Raw genomic sequence first — 20,649 nt, 5'->3', positions numbered from 1 at the left:
ATTCAAATGAGGCAACGTATCGAGCTACGCGGAGGTTTCTTATGAGTCAACGCGCTGCTGCGTGTGCGAGGCCTTCGGCCGTGCGGAACAGGCCGACATGGTCCCACATGAGCGTTTGCAGTGCCGCGCGGGTGAATGGCAACGCGTCGGTAAATGGGGTTGCTTCGACATATGGCACTGCCCCGGTAGCGGATGCGATTGATGTGCCGGATGCAGCTGCCCGGCTGGATGCGTCCGCGGCAATCGCGCGCGCAACTCGCGCACCGAATACGGCCCCCTCGAGCAGCGAGTTCGAGGCGAGACGATTGGCGCCGTGCACTCCAGTGCAAGCCACCTCTCCGACTGCGTAGAGGCCCGGAAGCGTGGTTCGCCCCCAAAGGTCGGTGGCCACGCCACCCATCGCGAAGTGCGCACCGGGTCGCACCGGAATCGGCTCGCGGGACCAGTCGAGGCCGCGGGCACGGACCGCCGCATCGATCGTTGGGAAGCGGCGCGCAAGATCGGTCTTCCCCAATCGGGTTGCATCGAGGGTCACGCCACGACGGGACATGCCGTCAGCTGCAAGGTTGCTCGGTGAGCGGAGCGCAATCGCACGGGCAACAATGTCACGGCTCGCGAGTTCGCCTCGAGGGTCAACGTCGGGCATGAATCGGTGACCGTCCGCGTCGAGCAGCACCGCTCCCTCACCGCGAACGGCCTCCGAGATGAGGAACGGCTCCCCGACCGCGAGCACGGTCGGGTGGAACTGCATGAATTCCAAGTCGGCGACTGCTGCTCCGGCACGAGCGGCCACGACAATGCCGTCGCCCGTTGCGGATTCGGGGTTCGTCGTAAATGGATACAGTCCACCGAACCCGCCAGTCGCGAGCACGACGGCATCCGCCTCAATCACCTCTGTGCCCGCTGGGTTCGCTCGCGGAGCATCCGCCCCCTGCGGACTAGCAGCGATGAATTCCCCACCGACGACGAATCCATCTCGCAGAATCACCTCCCGCAGCATCCGGTGCTCGAGAATCCGGACGCCCTGTCGCCTCGCCACACTCACGAGTGCCGCATGGATATGGGCCCCGGTCGCGTCGCCGCCCGCGTGCACGATGCGCGCGATCGAGTGCGCTCCCTCGAGGCCGCGACTCCACTGGCCATTGGCGTCGGTGTCGAAAACCACACCCTGCCGCGCCAGGTCGTGGATGCTTTCGGCGCCACCCTCGCACAGTGCTTGGACCGCGTCAGGGTCAGCGTGTCCAGCGCCGGCGAGGAGCGTGTCTGCAACGTGCGCGGCGACCGAGTCGTCGGGAAACACAGCTCCCGCAATGCCGCCCTGGGCACGAATCGTGCTGCAATCGCCCAGCTCGTGCTTGCACACCAGCAGCACTTCGAATCCTGCCGCGCGCGCTTTAATTGCGGTCGTGAGCCCGGCGATACCGCCGCCGACGACGAGGACTCGGGATGTCATGAGCGAGCCTCTGCAGCGCTCGTTGATTCGACCGGCTGCACCGCTGGCGCCGGAAGCGCCGCGAGCATCCGCTCGAGTGCCACGCGGGCTGGTGTCGCAACCGCCGTATCCACCGAAATTTGATTGCGTACCTCGCCGGCGACGAGCCCCTCGAGTACCCATGCGAGGTAGCCGGGGTGGATGCGGTACATCGTCGAGCATGGGCACACGACGTCATCGAGACAGAAAATATTGTGCTGCGGGAATTCGGCGGCGAGGCGCTGAACAAGGTTGATCTCAGTACCGATTGCGATCGTCGACCCTGCCGGTGCGGCCTCGACCGCCTTGCGAATATAGTCGGTCGACCCGGATTCATCGGCCGCGTCAACGACGGGCATCGGGCATTCGGGATGCACGATGACTCGCACGTCAGGGTACTGCGCGCGGGCCTGCTCAATCTGCTTGACCGTGAAACGCTTGTGCACGGAGCAGAAACCGTTCCAGAGAATTACTTTCGCGTCGTCGAGCGCGTCTTCGGTGTTGCCACCGAGCGGCAGCATTGGCCGCCAAAGCGGCATCTCCTCGAGCGAAATACCCATCGCTTTTGCGGTGTTGCGTCCAAGGTGCTGATCGGGAAAGAAAATGACCCGCTGACCCCGCGCGAACGCCCATTCGAGCACCGTGGACGCATTCGACGAAGTACAGACGATGCCGCCATTACGACCGCAGAATGCCTTGATCGCGGCTGAAGAATTCATATAGGTGACCGGAACCAGGGGCACCCGACCGTCCGCATCCGACTCATCGCCGTAGATCTCAATGAGCTGCTCCCACGCATCCTCGACCTGATCAATATTCGCCATATCCGCCATCGAGCAGCCCGCGGCAAGGTTCGGGAGAATCACCGACTGCCCGGGGTTGCTGAGCATATCGGCGGTCTCGGCCATAAAGTGGACGCCGCAGAAGACGATCGCCTCGGCGTCGGGATGATCGAGCGCGGCTTTCGCGAGCTGGAACGAGTCACCGACGTAGTCGGCATGCTGCACGACCTCGTCGCGTTGATAGAAGTGGCCGAGAATCACGAGTTTCTCGCCAAGTGTGTCCTTGGCCGCGTGGATGCGCTCGGTGAGTTCTTCATCGGAGGCCTCCCGGTATTCGGCTGGGAGGGTTCCTTGCCGAGGGGCGCCGAGCGGAATCGTGTCGCCGAGGGAGGCTCCGGGGCCGTAGCCGGGGATGCTGTCGAAGTTCCAAGTAGGCTCGGCAAGCGTACTGCCGCAGCTGCTGTCGGCTGACTTTCCGGCGTCGATACGGGCGATATTTTGCGCAACGGATGCGGGGTTCCGTGGGGCGTCGTCAAGTGTGGTGCTGGTGTGAGACATCGTTGTTTCCTTTTGGTGCGTGCAGCGTCGGTGCTGCTGGTTTGTCGCTGCTAGGTTCTTGCCGCTAGGTTCTCGCTGCTGGGTTCTCACTGCTGAGTTCACGCTGCTGTGTTCTCACTGCGGGGTTGTCGCTGCTGAGTTGTTGATGTGGGAATCCGTTAGGCGGCGATGAGCCGAATGAGCGTGCGAGCGCGGGCGCGGGCCGGCGCGTGCCGCATCCGGTTAGTGGCTTTCGGGTTGCAGCGGACCGTGATTCGCGAGGCCCTTCTCGATATTGGTGCGATAGAGCCGCGCGGGTCGGTGACTCCCCTTACGAAACTCGTTCGTGGACACAATCTCGTCGGTACTCTCGACCTGTCGGCGAAAGTTGGCGGGGTCGAGCGGTTTGTTGAGCACGGCTTCGTGGACCTCGCGCAGATCTGAGAGCGTGAAGAGTTCGGGTAGGAAGCCCTGCGCGATCCCGCTGTAGTCGAGCTTGTTCTGCAGCCGCCACAGCGCGTACTGCACGATCTCGTCGTGGTCGAAGGCAAGTCCCCACAGTCCGTCGACCGCGAACCATTCGACATTCTCGAGCTCTGCTCGCTCGCGAACCGCATCCGCGCGCAGGAGTGCCCAGTACACGACTGAAACCACTCGCGTGGTTGAGCGCTCGACCGCGCCGAATGCGTAGAGCTGTTCGACATAAGCCGGATGCAGGCCCGTCGTCTCAGCGAGGGTGCGGGTTGCTGCCGCGGCGAGTCCTTCGCTCGCTCTGAGCCACCCGCCAGGAAGCGCCCATTTCCCTTCGTGCGGATCGCGTGTGCGCCGTACCACCGGCATCACAATCTCCCACTTCTTTGAGGGGTGTTTCGCTCGGCGTAGCGCGAAAATCACGGTCGACACCGCAAGGCGAATTTCACTGTCGCTACCGGTTGCTGCCCCGTGAGTCGAAGCTGCGTTGCTTTGAGTCATTCTTACCCTAACTGTTAGAGCGAGGATAGTGTCAGTATGACTCGAAGTCAATTCGCGGTCTCCGTGCACCTGCGCGCTCGGCTCGGTTAACGCAAAAACCCCCGCGCTTGGCGGGGGTTTTTGCGTTAGTGAGAGCGAAACCTACTTGGTTTCGTCCGCGGCAGTTTCTTCGGCTTCAGGAGCAGCGTCAGCGTCAGCGTCAGCGTCAGCGTCAGACAACGAGTGACCGCTCCGCGACACACCCCTACGCAGAGTGGTCGACGCTTGGGGTTAAAATTCCGGATAACACCAACGAGTGACCACTCTGCAAAGGAGGTCGCCGGACACCACAACAAAGTGGTCACTGCTTGGGGTCAAAACGAAAAATACCAACAAGCAGTGACCACTTTGCGAAGCGGGTCGAACTAACCATCAGCAGAGTGGTCACTCGTTGGTGCTAAAACAAAAAATAGCAACAAGCAGTGACCACTTTGCCGGAGCGGCGGCGCGGAAGCGGAAGCGGAAGTAGAAGTAGAAGCAGAAGGCAACGGCAACGGCAACCACGAAGGCGAACACGCAGCGGTAACGCGGAACGCCCCCGCACTCAGGTGGGTTCAACCGGTGCGGGGGCGTTCTGCGTGGATGGAAGCGAAACCTACTTGGTCTCTTCGTCCTTTGCGTCAGCGTCAGCAGCTGCATCCTCAGCGACGTCAGCATCCGAAGCCTCAGCCGAGTCTGCCTCAGCTTCTGCTGCCTCAACGGCAGCTTCGTCAGCATCGGTTACCTCGACGTCTGCGGTCTCAGCGGCCTCGTCAACGACGGGTGCTTCCTCAGCAGCAGGTGCCTCTTCAGCAGCAGGTGCAGCGGCCTTGTTCTTGAACTGAACGGGCTCGAGCACGAGCTCAATCACGGCCATTGGAGCGTTGTCGCCCTTGCGGTAGCCGGTCTTGATGATTCGGGTGTAACCACCGGGGCGCTCGGCGACGAGCGGAGCAATCTCGGTGAACAGCTCGTGGACGACACCGCGGTCAGTGATGACCTGGAATACGCGACGACGTGCGTGGAGGTCGCCCTTCTTCGCGTGGGTGATCAGTCGCTCTGCAACCGGCTGCAGACGCTTTGCCTTGGTCTCAGTCGTCTGGATGCGCTTGTGCGTGAACAGCTGCGCAGCGAGGTTGCCAAGCAGGAGACGCTCATGGGCAGGGCCGCCTCCGAGGCGCGGTCCCTTGTTGGGCTTAGGCATTCGTAGTTCTCTTTCTCAAATACGGGCCGCTGATGCGGCTTAGATGTACTCGCCGCTGTCTTCGCCAGCACCGTAGAAGTGGGTACCTTCAAAGCCAGGAACACTGTCCTTGAGGGTGAGGCCGAGGGATGCGAGCTTGTCGCGGACCTCGTCCACCGACTTCTGGCCGAAGTTGCGGATGTTCAACAGCTGGCTCTTGCTCAAGGCAACGAGCTGCGAAACAGTCGTTACGCCTTCGCGCATGAGGCAGTTGTACGAACGGACCGACAGGTCGAGGTCGTTGATGCTCATTGAGAGTTCATCGCTGATGACCTGCTCAACCGGAGCCGGCCCGATCTCAATACCCTCTGCTTCGACGTTGAGTTCACGCGCAAGGCTGAACAGTTCAACCAGCGTAGTACCTGCCGAAGCAACGGCGTCACGCGGACCCATCGACTGCTTGGTCTCAACATCAACGATGAGACGGTCGAAGTCGGTACGCTCACCCGCACGGGTGGCCTCAACGCGGTAGGTCACCTTGAGCACCGGCGAGTAGATCGAGTCAACCGGAATCTGACCGGTGTCCGAGTACTCGTTACGGTTCTGCTGCGCCGAAACGTAGCCACGGCCACGCTCGATCGTCAACTCGAGCTCGAATTTCGCATCCTCATTCAGAGTTGCGATCACGAGCGCGGGGTTGTGAATCTCGACACCCGCAGGTGCTGAAATGTCAGCCGCGGTGACTTCACCCGCGCCGGTCTTGCGCAGGTAGGCGGTGATTGGTTCGTCGTGTTCACTCGAAACGACAAGTCCCTTGACGTTCAGGATGATCTCCGTCACGTCTTCTTTCACGCCCGGGATGGTGGTGAATTCGTGCTGAACGTTGTCGAGCCGGATGCTCGTTACTGCGGCACCGGGAATGGAGCTGAGCAGCGTACGACGCAGCGAATTTCCGAGCGTATAACCGAATCCGGGCTCAAGCGGTTCAATAACGAACCGTGAGCGGTACTCGGATACATTCTCCTCGGTGAGTGTGGGGCGCTGTGCAATGAGCACTGTGTGGTTCCTTTCGGCAAAGCGTCCGCTATATGACGCCTGGCTTGTCCAACGGGAATGACCCGCAGGGAGATAGGGAGGATGCGGAGGACAATCGGAATCCGGCGTAATTACCGGCGGAGTCGCCCGCACTCACGAGGTGTGGGTACGGGCGACTTGAAGTGCTTAGACGCGGCGACGCTTCGGCGGGCGGCAACCGTTGTGCGCCTGCGGGGTGACGTCGTTGATCTGTCCGACCTCGAGGCCAGCGGCCTGGAGCGAACGGATTGCGGTTTCACGACCCGATCCCGGGCCCTTCACGAACACGTCAACCTTCTTCATGCCGTGCTCCTGCGCCTGACGCGCAGCTGCCTCAGCGGCGAGCTGTGCGGCGAACGGGGTCGACTTGCGCGAACCCTTGTAGCCGACGCCACCGGAGGACGCCCAGCTGATGACCGCACCGGTCGTGTCAGTGATGGAAATGATGGTGTTGTTGAACGTCGACTTGATGTGCGCCTGGCCGACGGCAACGTTCTTATTCTGCTTGCGACGCTGCTTGCGCGCAGTCTTTGGGGTAGCCAATTCTTCTCTCCTACGAAATTCGGTTCACTCACATCCGACTAAGCGGACGGGTTACTTCGCCTTCTTCTTGCCGGCGACGGTACGCTTCGGACCCTTACGCGAACGCGCGTTGGTCTTGGTGCGCTGACCGTGTACGGGAAGTCCACGGCGGTGGCGGATGCCCTGGTAGCTACCGATTTCGACCTTGCGTCGAATGTCGGCGGCAACCTCACGGCGAAGGTCACCCTCAACCTGATACGTAGCTTCGATGTAGTCGCGGAGCGCTACGAGCTGTTCGTCGGTGAGGTCCTTCACGCGGGTGTTGACGTCGATGCCGGTGGCAGTGAGCGTCTTGATTGCACGGGTACGGCCAATGCCATAGATGTAGGTAAGAGCGACCTCAGCTCGCTTCTCGCGAGGGAGGTCAACGCCTGCTAGACGTGCCATGTGGAGTGGTCTCCTGTATGTGTTGAGGTTTGGTGCAACGGCTGGGCCCCGGCCTCTTGCCCGGAGGTGTCTGCACACCGAAGTGCGCTTCTTGTCGTTGCGGTTTCAGTATTGAGTTATCCCTAACCCTGACGCTGCTTGTGGCGGGGGTTAGAGCAGATGACCATGACGCGGCCGTGACGACGAATCACACGGCAGTTGTCACAAATCTTCTTCACGGAGGGCTTGACCTTCATGAATTTGTCCTTTAGTTCGCTGGCCTCGTGCCGACGCGGGAGTGCGCCGGCCGTTCCTTATCTGGCCGAGCGAACGACTTGCTACTTGTAGCGGTAGACGATCCGGCCGCGCGTGAGGTCGTAGGGGCTGAGCTCTACGATTACTCGGTCTTCGGGCAGGATGCGGATGTAGTGCTGACGCATCTTGCCAGAAATGTGCGCGAGCACCTTGTGTCCGTTCGAAAGCTCAACCCGGAACATTGCGTTTGGCAATGCCTCGATTACTGAACCTTCGATCTCAATGACGCCGTCTTTCTTGGCCATAGCCTCACTATCGCTAGCTTGTCGATCGCCCGCATGCCAGTCATGCGGAAATCAGCGGTTTCGCGTACGCAAAAACGCGTAACTGAAACACACCGACTATCGAGTATAAGCCGGTTTCTAGGAGTTGCGCAAGAGGGACACCTCTGTCACCCTGCGAGTTCGCATAACGCAGCCAGTCTAACCGGCAATCGCCACCGGCACGACCCCCAATGCGGCGAGCCCCTCGGCCCCACCATCTTCGGCAGTCGTCACCCAGATCCCATCCTTATGCCGTACGACCGTGTGCTCCCAGTGGGCCGCGAGTGTGCCGTCCGCGCTGCGCACCGTCCAGTCATCCGCATCCGTAACGGCTTCGGGCCCACCTGCAGTAAGCATCGGTTCGATGCAGATCGCAAGCCCCGGCTTCACGACCGGGCCACGACGACGAACACGGTAGTTAAACACGGTCGGCTCCTCGTGCATATCCCGGCCGATACCGTGACCGGTGTAGTTCTCGAGTATTCCGAGCGGACCGGGCTGCTCAAGCGTCGCCTTCTCGATGGCGGTACCGATGTCGTTGAGATGGCGTGCCGAAGCAACCGCCGCGACCCCCGCCCACATTGCTGCGCGCGTCGCATCCGACACGCGATTCGCCTCGGCGAGCCAGCCCGCCGCATCCTCACGGTCGATGTCGCCGGGAACGATAAAGGTCCGCGCCGAGTCTCCATTCCAACCATTCAGCTTGGCACCGCAGTCAATCGATACGACATCGCCCGCGACCAGCGGGGTGTCTTTCGGGATGCCGTGGACAATGGCATCGTTCACCGAGGCACAGACCGTGTGGGAATAGCCCTCGACGAGCTGGAAGTTGGGAACTCCCCCGGCTTCACGAATGACTCCCTCGGCGATTGCGTCGAGCTCGAGCGTGGAAATACCGGGGCGAATTGCTTGCTCCACCGCATCCAGTGCGCGGGAGGTGAGCACTCCGGCCGGAACCATCATTCGGAGTTCGTCGGGAGTCTTATAAATCGAGGCCATCCAACAATGTTAACCCGCCGTCTTCGCGAAGAAGCCGTTCTTTGCTAGTATTCCCGCCGCCCTACTGTTTGTCACGACATTGTGACACCTAGTTTCTGAATGGACACTCTTGAACAAGTCAACTACGCAGCGTGCTGCAGAAACCGGAACCGGCCTGCCCCAGGCTGGCGGTTTCAAACGATCGCTCGGCACCTGGTCCACGATGGCCCTCGGCGTCGGCGCGATGATCGGCTTCGGCTGGGTCACCCTCGCCGGCGGCTGGGTCGAAGAGGCCGGCACCATGGGTGCCGCCATCGCAATGCTCCTCGGTGGACTGATGATGGCCGTCGTCGCACTCGTCTACTCCGAACTTGTGGCAGCAATGCCCAAGGCCGGTGGTGAACACAACTACATCCTTCGGGCGATGGGGCCGCGGTGGTCCTTCATCGGTTCGTGGGCAATCACCGGTGGGTACGCCACCGTCGTGATGTTCGAAGCGGTGGCCCTGCCCACCGCCGTGAACTACGTGTTCGACCTGAACGACATCCACCTGTGGACGGTGAACAACTCGGAGGTGTTCCTGTCCTGGGCCCTTGTCGGTTCGATCACTGCGATTATCATCACCGTCATCAATATCATCGGCGTCAAGATCGCCGGTAATGTCCAGATCTTCGTGGTCGTGTTCCTCGTCGCCGTGGGTATTCTGCAGATCTTCGGCTCGGCAACCGGTGGTTCACGCGAGCTCATGGAACCGCTGTTCAACGGCGGCGCAGCGGGCTTCTTCGCGGTGCTCATCGTCGTACCGTTCCTCTTCGTCGGATTCGACGTCATCCCGCAGACCGCCGAAGAAGTCAACCTTCCCCCGCGCAAGACCGGCATGATCGCCTTCATCTCGGTCTTCATCGCCGCGGCCTGGTACATCATGATCATCATCACCGTCGGTTCGGGCCTCACCCAGGAACAGCTTGCGACTTCGACCCTTCCGGCCGCGGATGCGATGGCTCACTTCTTCGACTCGCAGCTCTTCGGCAACATCATGGTCGCCGGTGGTATCGCCGGTATCGTCACCTCATGGAACTCGCTGCAGATGGGTGCCTCGCGCCTCATGTGGTCGCTCGCGCAGGGTGGCATGCTGCCCAAGTGGCTCGGCACTCTGCACCCGAAGTTCGGCACGCCAGTTAACGCGCTGCTCATCCTCGGCGGTATGGCCACGATCGCGCCGTTCTTCGGCCACAAGGCACTGACGTGGATTGTGGATGCGGGATCCCCGCTGATCGTGATCGCGTACTTCCTCGTCTCGGTGTCGTTCGTGATCCTGCGCGTTCGTGAGCCGAACATGGAACGTCCGCTGCACGTTGGCGGTCGCGGCAAGCTCGGCATCGTCGTTGGTGGCCTGTCGGTCGCGATCACCGCGTTCCTGATCATCCTCTACATTCCGGGGATGCCCGCGGGCATTACCGTTCCGTCGTGGATTATCTTCGGCCTCTGGTGGCTTGTCGGCGCAGTGTTCTTCGCTGGCATCCCCTCAGGTGTGAAGCCGGGGCCGGATGCTGAAGAAGAACTGCTCGAGAAGGTGTACGCGAAGTACCCGCACCGTCGCCCCTCGCGCGCCGAGTAGCCTCCCGCAGAGTGGTCGATGCTTGGGGTTAAAACCTCGGATAGCAACAAGGAGTGACCACTCTGCGGAACTCTGCGCACAATGAATTTGGGCCTGTCACCAACGTGGTGACAGGCCCAAATTCATGCTGCGGATCAGCGGCTATTTAGTCCACGCGATTCAGCCCGCAACTACTCGGTCCAGCGAACGAGCTTCCGGTTGGCGAATTCCTCCATACCGAAGCGGCCGAGTTCACGGCCGATACCGGATGCTTTCACCCCGCCGAAGGGCAGGTCCGGTTCGGTGTCTCCGGCCGAGTTGATGAACACCATGCCCGCTTCGAGCTGGTCTGCGACTCGGTTGGCCTGCGTTTCGTCGGTCGTGATCACCGAGGATCCGAGACCGAACGTCGAGTCATTCGCAAGGCGAATCGCTTCTTGCTCGTCGGCAACGCGGTAAATCGACGCCACGGGCCCGAACGCTTCTTCCCGATAGAGACGCATATCGCTCGTGATGTCGGTAAGCACGGTGGGTTCCATCCACGCGCCGTCCTGCTCAATGCGCTTTCCACCGAGGCGCAGATTGGCGCCCTTCGAAACCGCATCTTCGACCAGTTCAACGAGCTCGTCGACCGCGCCCGAAGAGGAAAGCGGGCCAAACCGGGTGCCGGCTTCGAGCGGGTTGCCGGGCGTAATCCGAGCCATCCGCTCAACGTACTTTTCGACGAAGGTCTCGTAGTACGCATCCACGACAATCACTCGCTTCGACGCGTTGCAAGCCTGACCACCATTCGACATCCGGCCACCGACCGCGATCTTGACCGCCGTATCCAGGTCCTCGGTGTCAAGCACCAGGAACGGGTCGGACCCTCCCAGCTCGAGCACGCACTTCTTCAAATTACGGCCCGCAACCTCGGCAACCGATCGGCCCGCAGGCTCCGAACCGGTGATCGAAACACCCTGCACACGCGGGTCTTCGATGATGCTCGGCACCTGCGAACTCGACGCGAAGATATTCACGTAGGCCCCCTCGGGGAGCCCTGCTTCAGCAAAGATATTCGCGATCGCCTGCGCCGATTCCGGGCAGTTGGATGCGTGCTTCAGCACGATCGTGTTCCCCAGCAGCAGGTTGGGTGCCGCAAAGCGCGCCACCTGGTAGTACGGGTAGTTCCACGGCATGATGCCGAGAATCACACCGGTCGGCGCCATGCGCACGACCGCGCGGCCACCGGATGCGACGCTGAGTTCTTCTTCTTTCAAGAACTCCGCGGCGTTGTTCGCGTAGTAGTCGTAGATATCGGCGGAAATGCCCACTTCACCGGCACCTTGGCGAACGGGCTTACCCATTTCGCGGGCGATGATTTCAGCGAGCTCTTCGCTGCGTTCACGGTAGAGCTCGGCAACGCGGTGGATGATTGCGGCACGCTCTTCGAGCGGAGTCTCGCGCCAGCTCGCGTACCGCTCGTCCGCGCGGGCAACTGCCTCGAGCACTTCGGCATCGGTGGCACGTGGAAATTCGGATTCGACCTTGCCGGTCGCCGGGTTGAGTACTTGATAGCCAGCCATTGTGTATTACCCCATCGTTGGATGCGCATAGGTCGCGCCGGTTGTCTCGTGTTCTGTGCTCGCAGCCCGCGCGCGGACTTGCTCGAGGAAGGCTGCGAACAGGATTTCTCGGTCTTTCGGGGAAGCCTGAGCTTCCTCCGGGTGCCACTGCACGCCGATGATCCAGGTGTTGTCGATACGCTCGGTGCCCTCGACGACGCCGTCATGCGCGATCGCGGTCGCCCGAAGGCCCTCACCCACGCGGTCCACCGCCTGGTGATGTCCGTTGCGAACGACGAGGCGCTCAGAGCCGTAGAGCTCGCGAACGATGCTGCCTTCGGCAAGTTGCACTTCTTCATCCAAGAACAGCGGCGAACCCTTCGGTCCCTTGTGCAGGTTCGGCGGGTTGAGGTTTGCCGACTCCACGTCCGGGATCAGCGAGCCACCGCAGGCGACATTGAGCAGCTGCGATCCGCGGCACAGGTGCAGCATGATTGCATCCGCAGCGATGCCCGACTGGATGATGCGAATCTCGCGTTCATCTGCGCGCCGGTCCTTGCCACCCTCATTCGGCACCGGATCGTAGTGCCCGTAGAGGGCCGCATCCACATCCCCACCACCGAGCACGAGGATCCCATCCGCTGCGGCAATTGCCGCGAAGTTTGGATCCCGGTCGTGTGCAACATCGTGGAGTTCGACGCGAGCGCCGAGCTCATGCAGCGCTGCGATCGCCGTGCGGGTGAGGTCCTGATTCAATTCATAACTGAACTTCGACTGGTCCGGGGTATTGAACTGTACGACCACTGCGATCGTGACATCGGCATCAGGATGCGCCGATGTGGTGAGTACGTCCTCGGAACGCATCTCTTTTTCATACCGTGTGCGCGGTGACAACGCCTGGGTCTCCTTGATGTTGGTTGGCGACGGTTTAGATTCGTGCCAGCTGCTGGGTTTTGAACTGGGATGCTTCGCGCACGACCCAGTCAAAGAGCGCCTGGTCGACTGGCAGCGTAGCTGCACGGTCTTCAGGATGCCATTGCACGGCGACGATGTTGTGTTCCGGATCCTCAAGCGCCTCGACACAATCGTCGGGACCTCGCGCGACCACCCGCAGGCCGCGACCGAGGCGACCGACCGCTTGGTGGTGGTAGCTTGACACGGAAACCGCGCCGCCGCCCGCGCCATCTTGCACGGGCGCGAGTGCCTGAGCGAGACGAGAATCCGCTTCGACGTCGACCTCGTGAATCGTGTCCACGTGCTGCTGCGGTTCGGAGGGCCAGTGCTGGATCATCGTCCCGCCTCGCTCGACGTTCCACAGTTGCATACCGCGACAAATCAGCAGGGTTGGCAATCCGAGTTCCTCCGCCGCCGCAATCGCACGGCTATCGGCGTCATCCTGCCCCGCAAAATCGGTGCCGGCGTAGGATTCATCCGCTTCTTCGCCATAGCGAGCCGGGTTGATGTCCGAGCCGCCGGGCAACACAATGCCGTCAAGCTGGCCCCAGATATCGCTGCCGACCACCGGCGAGATAATCACCGGTTCGCCGCCCGCCCGGGCAATGGCCTCGAGCACCGCATTGGCCACGACACTGCCCGAATAACGCAGTCCGGTAATCTTTGCGGAGGACATGGCCGGCACGCCGATCAGCGGCTTGTCGTTCACGAAGGTCTCCCATCGCGAAGCGGCTGCTCCGGATAGGGCAAGCCGGGCATCCATTTCTGCCACACGGTCTCGAGACGGCCATCGGCAATGACACGCTCAATAGCGCCATCAATCAGCGCAAGCAGATCTTGGCGATCCTTCGAAACTCCCACTCCCCAGGGGTTGCGGGTCTCGGCGGTGAAGGCGATATCGAACTCGGGTTCATCACCGAGCGGAATCGTGACCACGTCGTCGTCAACCATCGCGTCGACGGTGCCGTCGCGAACGGCCTGAATCATGTCGCCGAAGACGTCATCGGAGGCGCCAAAGGGCACGAGTTCGGCGCCGGGGAAGGTTTCCGCAAGGCGCATATTGGCGCTCCCCGCAATCGCCGCAACCTTGTAGCCGCTGAGCGCTTCGGCGCTCCGGGCCGGGTCACCGGCGCGAACCAACACGGATTCGTTGAACACGGTGTAGGGGCGGGTGAAGTTCACCTGCTCCTGTCGCGAGGGAATGATGCCCTGGCCGCACCACACGCCTTCGGCGTCGCCGCGCTGCACGGCCGGGATCATGTCATCCCAGGGCAGCACGACCCACTCGAGTTCGAGACCGAGCTCATCGGCAACCAGCTGCGCAACTTCCGGTTCAAAACCGGTGCGCGTCTTGCCGCCGTCCTGCGAGAGGTCGAAGAGCGGTGGTGCCTCGGAATCGATGCACGCGAAACGGATCTTAGTCATGCCGTTTTCCGTTGAAGTTGCTGCCGTCATTAGGGGATCGCCTGCCAGTACTGGTCGAACTCCCACTGCGAGACGATGCCGCAGTATTCGGCCCACTCATTCGACTTCATTTCGAGGTAGGTCTCCGCGAGCAGATCGGGAAGACTGCGCTGGACGAAGTCGCTTTCGCGGAAGGCTTCCACCGCTTCACCCAGCGTGCGCGGCAGGTCGGGGCCGGCCTCACCCGGGCCAACGGGCTCGATCTTGTTGCCGATACCGTCGGCAATCGCAGCGATGAGCAGTGAGTGCGAGAGGTAGGGGTTGACGGATGCGTCGGGTACGCGAACCTCGGCACGGCCATTTGCCGAGATGCGAACCATCGAGGCGCGGTCGTCGAGGCCCCAGTCGGCGCGGGCGGGAGCGAACTGGCCCGGGTCCCAGAAGCGCTTGTAGGAGTTCACGGTGGAAGCCATTACGAGCATCATGCCGGGAGCGTGCTTGAGGATACCGCCCACTGCCCAGCGCCCCAGCTGCGAGAGGTGGAGTTCGGAGACGCCCGGAATCTCGAGCGTGTTGTTGTTGTCGACGTCCCACAGCGAGATGTTGTGGTGGCAACCGGCACCCATTTCGCCGAGGAAGGGCTTGGGCATGAACGATGCTTCGACTTCGAATTCGCGCGCAACCTGCGAGCAGATCTGGCGGTAGGTGACCATGCGGTCGGCGGTCCACTCGATTTCGTCGAACATCCAGTTCAACTCGATCTGGCCCTTGTCTTCGTAGTCACCCTCGATCATGTCGAAGCCGAGCTGGTTAGCGTACTCGTGGATGCGCTTGTAAATGGGGCGCATCCCCTCGAGGTACTCGACCTGGTAGGCCGGGTTGTAGCCGGGGATGGTCTTGGGGGTGATGGAATCGCCGACCCACACCATTTCGGGTTCGAGGCCCGACTTCATAGTGAGGCCAAAGACATCCTTCATGAGCTGGTGGGTGCGCTTCATATTTGCGCGCGAGTCGTGTGCGTTCGGCCGGCCACCGACCTCGGTGAGGTGGTCGGGCTCATAGGCAGTGGAGAAGATTCGGCCAACCGAGGTGTCCCAAGGCAGTGCGTTGAAGCTCTCCGGATCCGGCATGGCCAGGAATTCCTTCGAGTGGATGTCGGCACCAATCGGGTTGCCGAAGACATCGGTTTGGAAGTCCATGAGTGCGTTACGGGTGAACTTCACGCCGTTTTCGAGGTTGCGGACCACGTGCTTGGCGGGCACCATCTTCGCGACCGTGCGCGAGCGCAGGGTCGGAACCATGTAGTAGAGGTACTCGACGCCCGAGCGTTCGATCTTCTCTTTGAGTTCTTCGACGGTGTCGTTGTCCATATTGCGTTCGCGGTGACGCGAGAGCGCATTGTTGTCGTGGAGTTCGGCGTCGGTGCGCTCCTGGTAGATGTCTGCGAGGTTGCCACCGAGCGAGATCGACTGGGTTTCAATCTTCTCGACATAGGGGTCGCGGGTCTCGGGCAGATGGATCTGGGGGTCGTTGATCGTAGTCATAATTGCGCTTTCTGGTGTCGTGGCGCCCAGCCTCGTTGGTGGGCACTCATGAAGGTCTAGGGGTGGCCGAGTTCCGAACTAGGCGCGCTTGTCGAAGGTGATGGGGTAGCGGATGGGACCGGTATTCCCCGAGTCGGGGAGCCATTCGTCGCCACCGGGGCACTGCATATTGGTGATCCCCGCGGCCAGTACCGGGAGAGCTTCGCTCATGTCCGCGCGGGCGATGTAGTGCCCGAGGCAGTGGTGGACGCCGCCACCGAAAGTGAAGTGCGGCTTGCGGCCCTCGGCGGTGATGTCAACATCCGGCTCCGGGTACGCCTCCGGGTCATTACCCGAGGCGTGGGTGAAGAGGTGCACCGTGGTGCCCGCTTCGAAGTGGATGCCGTTGTACTCGAAGTCTTCAATCGCTTCGCGAGTGACCCAGCGAGTGGTCGGGTTTACGCGCAGGACTTCCTCGAGCGCTGGCGTTGCGAGCTCCGGATTGGCGGCGAGCTTCTCCCACTCTTCCGGGTTGCGGACGAAGGTCTGGATCGCGAGACCGAGCTGGTTGCGGGTCGTGTCCATGCCGCCGAACAGCATGAGCACGAGCGCGTTGCGGAGCTCTTCGCCGCTGAGCTTGTCGCCGCCCTCGGAGAACTGGACGAGGCGAGAAACCACATCCTTGCCGGGGTTTGCCTGGCGCTCTTGAATGAGTTCTTCCACGAAGTCATAGAGTTCCTGCACCGCAACATCGATCTGGTCGATGTCTTCCTTGATGCTCACGCTCAGCGCGTAGCCGACGGTGTTCGCGCGATCGGCGATGAATTGCCAGTGCTTGTGGTCGAGGCCCATCATGATGCACAGCGCTCGGGTCGCAAAGGGCTCGGCGAAGTCCGCAACAAATTCGCATTCGCCGCGGTCAATGATGTTTGCGAGCAGCTCTTCCGCGAGCGCCTTGAACTCCGGCTCGAGCTTCCGTGCCATTGACGGCGAGAACGCGGGGTTCAGCAGTCGGCGGATGCGGTGGTGCTCATCGCCTTCGAGCACCAGCAGGTTTTTGCTCCACCAGTCGTAGAACATTCCCGAGTGGACGCCGTGGTGTTCGGGCCACTTGGCGCTTCCTTGCGAGAGCTTCGGGTTCTTCAGCAGGTCTGCGACCTCGTTGTATCGCAGTACGGCGTAGCCGTAGTTGGTTCGCGCGATCCACGATTGTTCTCGTGCATCTCGAACGGCCTCCGACTGCATCGCAAACGAGGGGTCCGAGATATCGAAGTACGGCATGTCAGTGGTTGAGGAGGTGACGCTCATCGTTTCCCTTTCAGGCTCATCATCGTTGATCAGCGCTCAGGCTAAAATCGCCTAAACCTTCATTGGTGAATGAATAAAATCACATGTGGATGTTCATTGCAAGTCCTTTAGGTGTGGAAAGCTGAGCACCTACCGCAGAAACACGCGGGAAAACGGCGAGTTTCCGGCATTTGACTTGTCGAACCGCGCATCTTGCGGAATGATTGAAAAACAAATCTTTAGCGATCGCTCTCGGATCCGCAATGCCGCGACCCCGAGACGACCGGAAGGAATCGCACATGAGCAACCCCACTCCGAAGCACATCGCCATCATTGGCTGCGGCCCGAGCGGATGTTTCGTCGCGCAATCCCTGCAGCGTGTATGGAAGGATGCGGAGATTACAATCTTCGACCGCCTCGCAGTCCCCTACGGGCTGATTCGATATGGCGTGGCGGCCGACCACCAGCACACCAAGGCCATCACCCGCCAGTTCGATCGCGCCTTCGCCAGCGGCGCGATTCGTTTTGCGGGCAATATCGAGGTCGGTACCGACATCAGCCTCGAAGCACTGCGCGAACACTTTGACCTGGTGATTCTCGCCAGTGGCCGCTGGCGCGACCGCGCACTGACCATTCCCGGTTCGCGCCTCGAGGGCATCGTGCCCTCCGGGGACATCATCAACGCCCTCAACACGGTGCCACGACCAAACCTCCCCCTCCCCGAGATCGGCGAGCGCGTGGTCGTCGTTGGGGGTGGCAATGTCGCGATCGATATGGTGCGTTTCCTCGTGAAGACCGCCGATGACTATGTGGGCAGCGACGTCTCTCCCGAAGTGCTCAACCAGTACCTCAAGTCGCCCGCCAAATCGGTCACCGTCCTCAGCCGCTCCCCCATCGCATCCGCAAAATCGGATGTCGCCATGGTCAAAGAACTCGGCAAAATCCCCGGCGTCCGATACACCTTCGCCAATTCGAGCCCCGCGACCGAGGACAACACGCTCGGCCGCAAGCGCGAGGACGCCTTCGCGGCCCTCGCTGAGTTGGATGCAACGGAAGAGCCGCGCGTCCAAGTTCACTTCGTATTCGGTGCGGTGCCGAGCAAGATCACCGGTACCGACAGCGTCAGTGAAATGCACCTCGCCGCAGCGCCCGCCGGCGAATCAAGCGTAATTCCCGCGGACACGGTGATCTCGGCCATCGGTTTCGACGTCAATGTTCCGGGCCATTCCCACTACGCCGAAGAGATCGACTTCACACCCTCGGAGAGCACCGGCAAGATTGACACGGCGCTGTACCGAGTCGGTTGGCTCAAGCGCGGCCCCGTCGGGGCCATTCCCGCAAACCGCGCCGACTCCAACGAAGTCGCCAAGGAAATCATCGGCGACGTCGAGTCGGGTGTGCTGTCGATCGCGGCGGCTGGCAGCGGCAAACGTGGTTTCGACGCGCTTCCCGAGGCGCTGCGCGAGCAGTCCGTATCCTTCGAGCAGTGGCAGAAAATCGACGAAGCCGAAACCGCCGCTGCCGGTCCAGACCGCATCCGCCAAAAAATCACCCATCACGAGGACATGCTGGCGATCGCACACGGTTAGTGCCCGCGCCAGCCCTCGTCGTAGCATCCACAATCACCGTCACAGTTGACCGCCAGACCCCAAGACGAAAGTAGACCCACCCATGCGAATCACCGTGCTCTACGGAACCGAATCCGGTAACTCCGAACTCATCGCGCAGGACCTCAATACCGAGCTGCAAAACAACCACGAGTCAGATGTTTTTGATCTGCAGGAATACGAGCCCGAGCAGCTCACGAGCGATACGTTTTACGTCATTGTCTGCTCCACGCACGGCGAAGGGGACCTCCCCAACACCGCAATTGATTTTCAGGAGAAGCTGCAGAACTTCTCGGGTGACCTCAGCGGTCTTCGCTACGCGATGTTTGGCCTCGGCGACACCTTCTACGAGGAGACCTACAGCCAGGGCAGCGAACACATCGACCGCCGCCTGACCGAGCTGGGCGCAACGCGGGTCGGCGAATACGGCCGTCACGACGCATCCTCATGGGATCTGCCCAGCGACGTCGCGCTCGAATGGCTCCCCGGTGTGCTGGACGCTGCCGAGAATCTCGAGACCGCTGGTGGTAGCAACTGAGTCAATAGCAAGCGAGGTGCGATCATCGAATAGGATCGCATCGAAGCTTGTCGAGGAGGAACTGTCTATGCGCAAGCCCTTCTCGTTTGTGCCGGCCGCCCCGGGTCACCGCGACCCCTTCGGCTACGGCGACGTTCTCGCCGATCAAATCGTCTCGGCGATTTCCCTCGGCTCAATCTCTGTCGGGGAACGGCTCCCCTCCGAAATTGAGCTCGCCGCCGAATTCGGTGTCGCCGTCGCGACCCTGCGGAAGAGTCTCGCAATCCTGCGCGAACACGGCATTGTGGAGACACGCCGTGGCCGCGGCGGCGGCACCTTTGTCGTGAGCGTCCCTTTCCCCTCCGAAGACGAAATTCGCACCTATCTGGCGCGATTGACGATTGTGCAAATTCGCGATTACGGCGACGAACACATGGCGATCGCGACCGGAATCGCACGCCTTGCGTGCCAACGCTCCTACGAACAATCGATCATCGAGCTCCGGCACGCGGCCGACCGTATCCTGGTCGCTCAGACCTTCGCCGCTTGTTCGAGCGCCGACAGCCGCTTCCACCAGCAGCTTGCGATCACCTCGCAATCGCCTCGGCTCCTGCGCAACGAAATGCGGCTCCAGAGCGAAATCCTGGCGCTGAAATGGTCCCCCGCCGCTGCCGCGGCATCTCGCGAAGAAACCCACAAAGAATGCCTCGAGATCGTCGACGCAATCGAAGCGCGCGACGCCGCGCGAGCGGAACAGGCAATTGCGTCGTCTATTAAGGGTACGGTGTACCGGCTCATCGATGTGAAGCTCACGCTCGACACCATCGATCAGCAGTGACACCTCCGGGGTGCGCAATAATGGCATGCGAGTAGAAAGGGCCAATTGTGGCGCAGAATAACAACGCAGTTACCGTCGCTCAAGACATCGCTTCTTGGTTTGACTCGCTGTTCAACGACCTGCACACGCTCCAGGAACAACTCTCGCTGCAGCTTGCATCCGCATTTGTCGGTGAGCCACCGTTTCAAGTGTCGACGGCCGTGAGCAAGGACCTCGAGGGAACAGTCACCGAGTATCTCCGCGTGCATCCTCAACTCGATGGTGCTGGGCTCATCTTCGCAATGGAACTGCTCGACCCTGAGCACGCCAAACTCGAGTGGTGGATGCGTGACGGAACCGGCTACGCGCGCCGCGATTTCATCCTCGACCCGGCATCGGAGCGGTTCTACGACTACGAATACCTCGAATGGTTTCGTGGCGGCTTTTATGCCGAGTCCCCGACAATCGCAGGTCCGTACATTGACCACCTCGGCGTAGATGAATACATCGCGACGATGACCGTGCCCGCGTATGTGAACGGTCGAAAGGTCGGTGTGACCGGGATGGACATGCTCATGCGCGACGTCGAAGCGGAATTGCTGCGCTTGCTCGCTCCGCTCGGTCACGGTGCCGCCGTGCTCGGTCGTCACGGCCAAGTGCTCGTTGGCAGCTCGGGTGAGTTCACCTCGGGCATTCGCGTTTCCGAGATTCCAGCAGGATACGCGCGCAGCCCGATTCAGGTCGAGAAGCTCGGGCTGAGCCTGCTGTACCGCGTGTAGGTCGCGATCTCGCGGCGTCGCCGAAAGTGGCTGCGGGCGCTCGCACACGAATGAAGGAGGGGGTGGGGCCGATCTGTGA

21 protein-coding genes are annotated in these 20,649 nt (G+C 61.4%); 5 read left to right on the top strand and 16 right to left on the bottom strand.

Going from position 1 to position 20,649, the window contains the following annotated elements:
- Positions 1-46 precede the first annotated feature (46 nt).
- The 10 genes from nadB to map all read right to left on the bottom strand — a co-directional run bounded on the left by nadB (position 47) and on the right by map (position 8,562).
- Positions 47-1,453 (bottom strand): L-aspartate oxidase, encoded by a 1,407-nt coding sequence (nadB, locus tag ACTHXA_RS11960; protein WP_441672648.1) that lies wholly within the window; start codon positions 1,451-1,453, stop codon positions 47-49.
- A complete protein-coding gene (gene nadA / locus ACTHXA_RS11955; RefSeq protein WP_441672646.1) occupies positions 1,450-2,811 on the bottom strand; it encodes a quinolinate synthase NadA in 1,362 nt (453 codons plus the stop codon). Before nadA ends, nadB begins: the two co-directional genes overlap by 4 nt.
- Positions 2,812-3,033: 222 nt before the next feature.
- Positions 3,034-3,762, bottom strand: coding sequence for an NUDIX hydrolase (locus ACTHXA_RS11950; RefSeq protein WP_441672644.1), 729 nt, complete (start codon positions 3,760-3,762; stop codon positions 3,034-3,036).
- 634 nt (positions 3,763-4,396) lie between these two features.
- Positions 4,397-4,984, bottom strand: coding sequence for a 50S ribosomal protein L17 (gene rplQ / locus ACTHXA_RS11945; protein ID WP_441672643.1), 588 nt, complete (start codon positions 4,982-4,984; stop codon positions 4,397-4,399).
- Between the two features lie 39 nt (positions 4,985-5,023).
- Positions 5,024-6,019: a DNA-directed RNA polymerase subunit alpha gene (locus tag ACTHXA_RS11940; RefSeq protein WP_441672641.1), complete on the bottom strand. Its 996-nt coding sequence runs from the start codon at positions 6,017-6,019 to the stop codon at positions 5,024-5,026.
- A gap of 165 nt (positions 6,020-6,184) precedes the next feature.
- Positions 6,185-6,580: a 30S ribosomal protein S11 gene (rpsK, locus tag ACTHXA_RS11935; RefSeq protein WP_441672639.1), complete on the bottom strand. Its 396-nt coding sequence runs from the start codon at positions 6,578-6,580 to the stop codon at positions 6,185-6,187.
- Between the two features lie 51 nt (positions 6,581-6,631).
- A complete protein-coding gene (gene rpsM, locus ACTHXA_RS11930) occupies positions 6,632-7,006 on the bottom strand; it encodes a 30S ribosomal protein S13 (RefSeq protein ID WP_441672637.1) in 375 nt (124 codons plus the stop codon).
- Positions 7,007-7,128: 122 nt separating this feature from the next.
- Entirely contained in the window at positions 7,129-7,242 is a 114-nt protein-coding gene (rpmJ, locus tag ACTHXA_RS11925) for a 50S ribosomal protein L36 (protein WP_026935941.1), read from the bottom strand.
- A gap of 81 nt (positions 7,243-7,323) precedes the next feature.
- Entirely contained in the window at positions 7,324-7,545 is a 222-nt protein-coding gene (infA, locus tag ACTHXA_RS11920) for a translation initiation factor IF-1 (RefSeq protein ID WP_087004899.1), read from the bottom strand.
- Between the two features lie 177 nt (positions 7,546-7,722).
- On the bottom strand, positions 7,723-8,562 hold the full coding sequence (map, locus tag ACTHXA_RS11915; protein ID WP_441672634.1) for a type I methionyl aminopeptidase: 840 nt from the start codon (positions 8,560-8,562) through the stop codon (positions 7,723-7,725).
- A gap of 109 nt (positions 8,563-8,671) precedes the next feature.
- On the opposite strand from map, the gene ACTHXA_RS11910 reads away from it, so the two are divergent.
- Positions 8,672-10,159: an APC family permease gene (locus ACTHXA_RS11910; protein WP_441672632.1), complete on the top strand. Its 1,488-nt coding sequence runs from the start codon at positions 8,672-8,674 to the stop codon at positions 10,157-10,159.
- A gap of 170 nt (positions 10,160-10,329) precedes the next feature.
- Here ACTHXA_RS11910 and ACTHXA_RS11905 read toward each other — a convergent pair whose 3' ends face one another.
- The 6 genes from ACTHXA_RS11905 to ACTHXA_RS11880 form a co-directional block, all read right to left on the bottom strand.
- Positions 10,330-11,703 carry an NAD-dependent succinate-semialdehyde dehydrogenase gene (locus ACTHXA_RS11905; RefSeq protein WP_441672630.1) on the bottom strand — a complete coding sequence of 458 codons (1,374 nt, stop codon included), beginning with the start codon at positions 11,701-11,703 and terminating at the stop codon, positions 10,330-10,332.
- 6 nt (positions 11,704-11,709) lie between these two features.
- Complete coding sequence (locus tag ACTHXA_RS11900; protein ID WP_441672628.1) at positions 11,710-12,576, bottom strand: gamma-glutamyl-gamma-aminobutyrate hydrolase family protein; 867 nt, start codon at positions 12,574-12,576, stop codon at positions 11,710-11,712.
- 34 nt (positions 12,577-12,610) lie between these two features.
- Positions 12,611-13,345, bottom strand: coding sequence for a gamma-glutamyl-gamma-aminobutyrate hydrolase family protein (locus ACTHXA_RS11895; protein WP_441672626.1), 735 nt, complete (start codon positions 13,343-13,345; stop codon positions 12,611-12,613).
- Complete coding sequence (locus ACTHXA_RS11890) at positions 13,342-14,061, bottom strand: substrate-binding periplasmic protein (protein WP_441672624.1); 720 nt, start codon at positions 14,059-14,061, stop codon at positions 13,342-13,344. The genes ACTHXA_RS11895 and ACTHXA_RS11890 overlap by 4 nt, the downstream gene beginning before the upstream one ends.
- A gap of 29 nt (positions 14,062-14,090) precedes the next feature.
- Positions 14,091-15,584 (bottom strand): glutamine synthetase family protein, encoded by a 1,494-nt coding sequence (locus ACTHXA_RS11885; RefSeq protein ID WP_441672622.1) that lies wholly within the window; start codon positions 15,582-15,584, stop codon positions 14,091-14,093.
- Positions 15,585-15,662: 78 nt separating this feature from the next.
- Complete coding sequence (locus ACTHXA_RS11880) at positions 15,663-16,871, bottom strand: cytochrome P450 (protein WP_441672620.1); 1,209 nt, start codon at positions 16,869-16,871, stop codon at positions 15,663-15,665.
- A 278-nt stretch (positions 16,872-17,149) separates the two neighbouring features.
- On the opposite strand from ACTHXA_RS11880, the gene ACTHXA_RS11875 reads away from it, so the two are divergent.
- The 4 genes from ACTHXA_RS11875 (at position 17,150) to ACTHXA_RS11860 (ending at position 20,570) form a co-directional block, all read left to right on the top strand.
- Positions 17,150-18,439, top strand: a complete 1,290-nt coding sequence (locus ACTHXA_RS11875; RefSeq protein WP_441672618.1) for an FAD-dependent oxidoreductase — start codon at positions 17,150-17,152, stop codon at positions 18,437-18,439.
- 82 nt (positions 18,440-18,521) lie between these two features.
- Positions 18,522-18,995 (top strand): flavodoxin domain-containing protein, encoded by a 474-nt coding sequence (locus tag ACTHXA_RS11870; protein ID WP_441672616.1) that lies wholly within the window; start codon positions 18,522-18,524, stop codon positions 18,993-18,995.
- Positions 18,996-19,062: 67 nt separating this feature from the next.
- On the top strand, positions 19,063-19,812 hold the full coding sequence (locus tag ACTHXA_RS11865) for a FadR/GntR family transcriptional regulator (protein ID WP_441672614.1): 750 nt from the start codon (positions 19,063-19,065) through the stop codon (positions 19,810-19,812).
- Between the two features lie 47 nt (positions 19,813-19,859).
- On the top strand, positions 19,860-20,570 hold the full coding sequence (locus ACTHXA_RS11860) for a cache domain-containing protein (protein ID WP_441672612.1): 711 nt from the start codon (positions 19,860-19,862) through the stop codon (positions 20,568-20,570).
- Positions 20,571-20,649: the final 79 nt, after the last annotated feature.

It is taken from the genome of Gulosibacter sp., from assembly GCF_052090685.1.
Taxonomy (GTDB): Bacteria; Actinomycetota; Actinomycetes; order Actinomycetales; family Microbacteriaceae; genus Gulosibacter.
The sequence above is the reverse complement of the archived record's forward strand: the minus strand, read 5'-3'. Positions and strand labels throughout refer to the sequence as shown.

Coding starts and splice junctions, on each gene's coding strand:
- nadB (WP_441672648.1), bottom strand. CDS start 1,453: ATGACATCCCGAGTCCTCGTCGTCGGCGGCGGTATCGCCGGGCTCACG.
- nadA (WP_441672646.1), bottom strand. CDS start 2,811: ATGTCTCACACCAGCACCACACTTGACGACGCCCCACGGAACCCCGCA.
- ACTHXA_RS11950 (WP_441672644.1), bottom strand. CDS start 3,762: ATGACTCAAAGCAACGCAGCTTCGACTCACGGGGCAGCAACCGGTAGC.
- rplQ (WP_441672643.1), bottom strand. CDS start 4,984: ATGCCTAAGCCCAACAAGGGACCGCGCCTCGGAGGCGGCCCTGCCCAT.
- rpsM (WP_441672637.1), bottom strand. CDS start 7,006: ATGGCACGTCTAGCAGGCGTTGACCTCCCTCGCGAGAAGCGAGCTGAG.
- rpmJ (WP_026935941.1), bottom strand. CDS start 7,242: ATGAAGGTCAAGCCCTCCGTGAAGAAGATTTGTGACAACTGCCGTGTG.
- infA (WP_087004899.1), bottom strand. CDS start 7,545: ATGGCCAAGAAAGACGGCGTCATTGAGATCGAAGGTTCAGTAATCGAG.
- map (WP_441672634.1), bottom strand. CDS start 8,562: ATGGCCTCGATTTATAAGACTCCCGACGAACTCCGAATGATGGTTCCG.
- ACTHXA_RS11905 (WP_441672630.1), bottom strand. CDS start 11,703: ATGGCTGGCTATCAAGTACTCAACCCGGCGACCGGCAAGGTCGAATCC.
- ACTHXA_RS11890 (WP_441672624.1), bottom strand. CDS start 14,061: ATGACTAAGATCCGTTTCGCGTGCATCGATTCCGAGGCACCACCGCTC.
- ACTHXA_RS11885 (WP_441672622.1), bottom strand. CDS start 15,584: ATGACTACGATCAACGACCCCCAGATCCATCTGCCCGAGACCCGCGAC.
- ACTHXA_RS11880 (WP_441672620.1), bottom strand. CDS start 16,871: ATGAGCGTCACCTCCTCAACCACTGACATGCCGTACTTCGATATCTCG.
- ACTHXA_RS11875 (WP_441672618.1), top strand. CDS start 17,150: ATGAGCAACCCCACTCCGAAGCACATCGCCATCATTGGCTGCGGCCCG.
- ACTHXA_RS11870 (WP_441672616.1), top strand. CDS start 18,522: ATGCGAATCACCGTGCTCTACGGAACCGAATCCGGTAACTCCGAACTC.
- ACTHXA_RS11865 (WP_441672614.1), top strand. CDS start 19,063: ATGCGCAAGCCCTTCTCGTTTGTGCCGGCCGCCCCGGGTCACCGCGAC.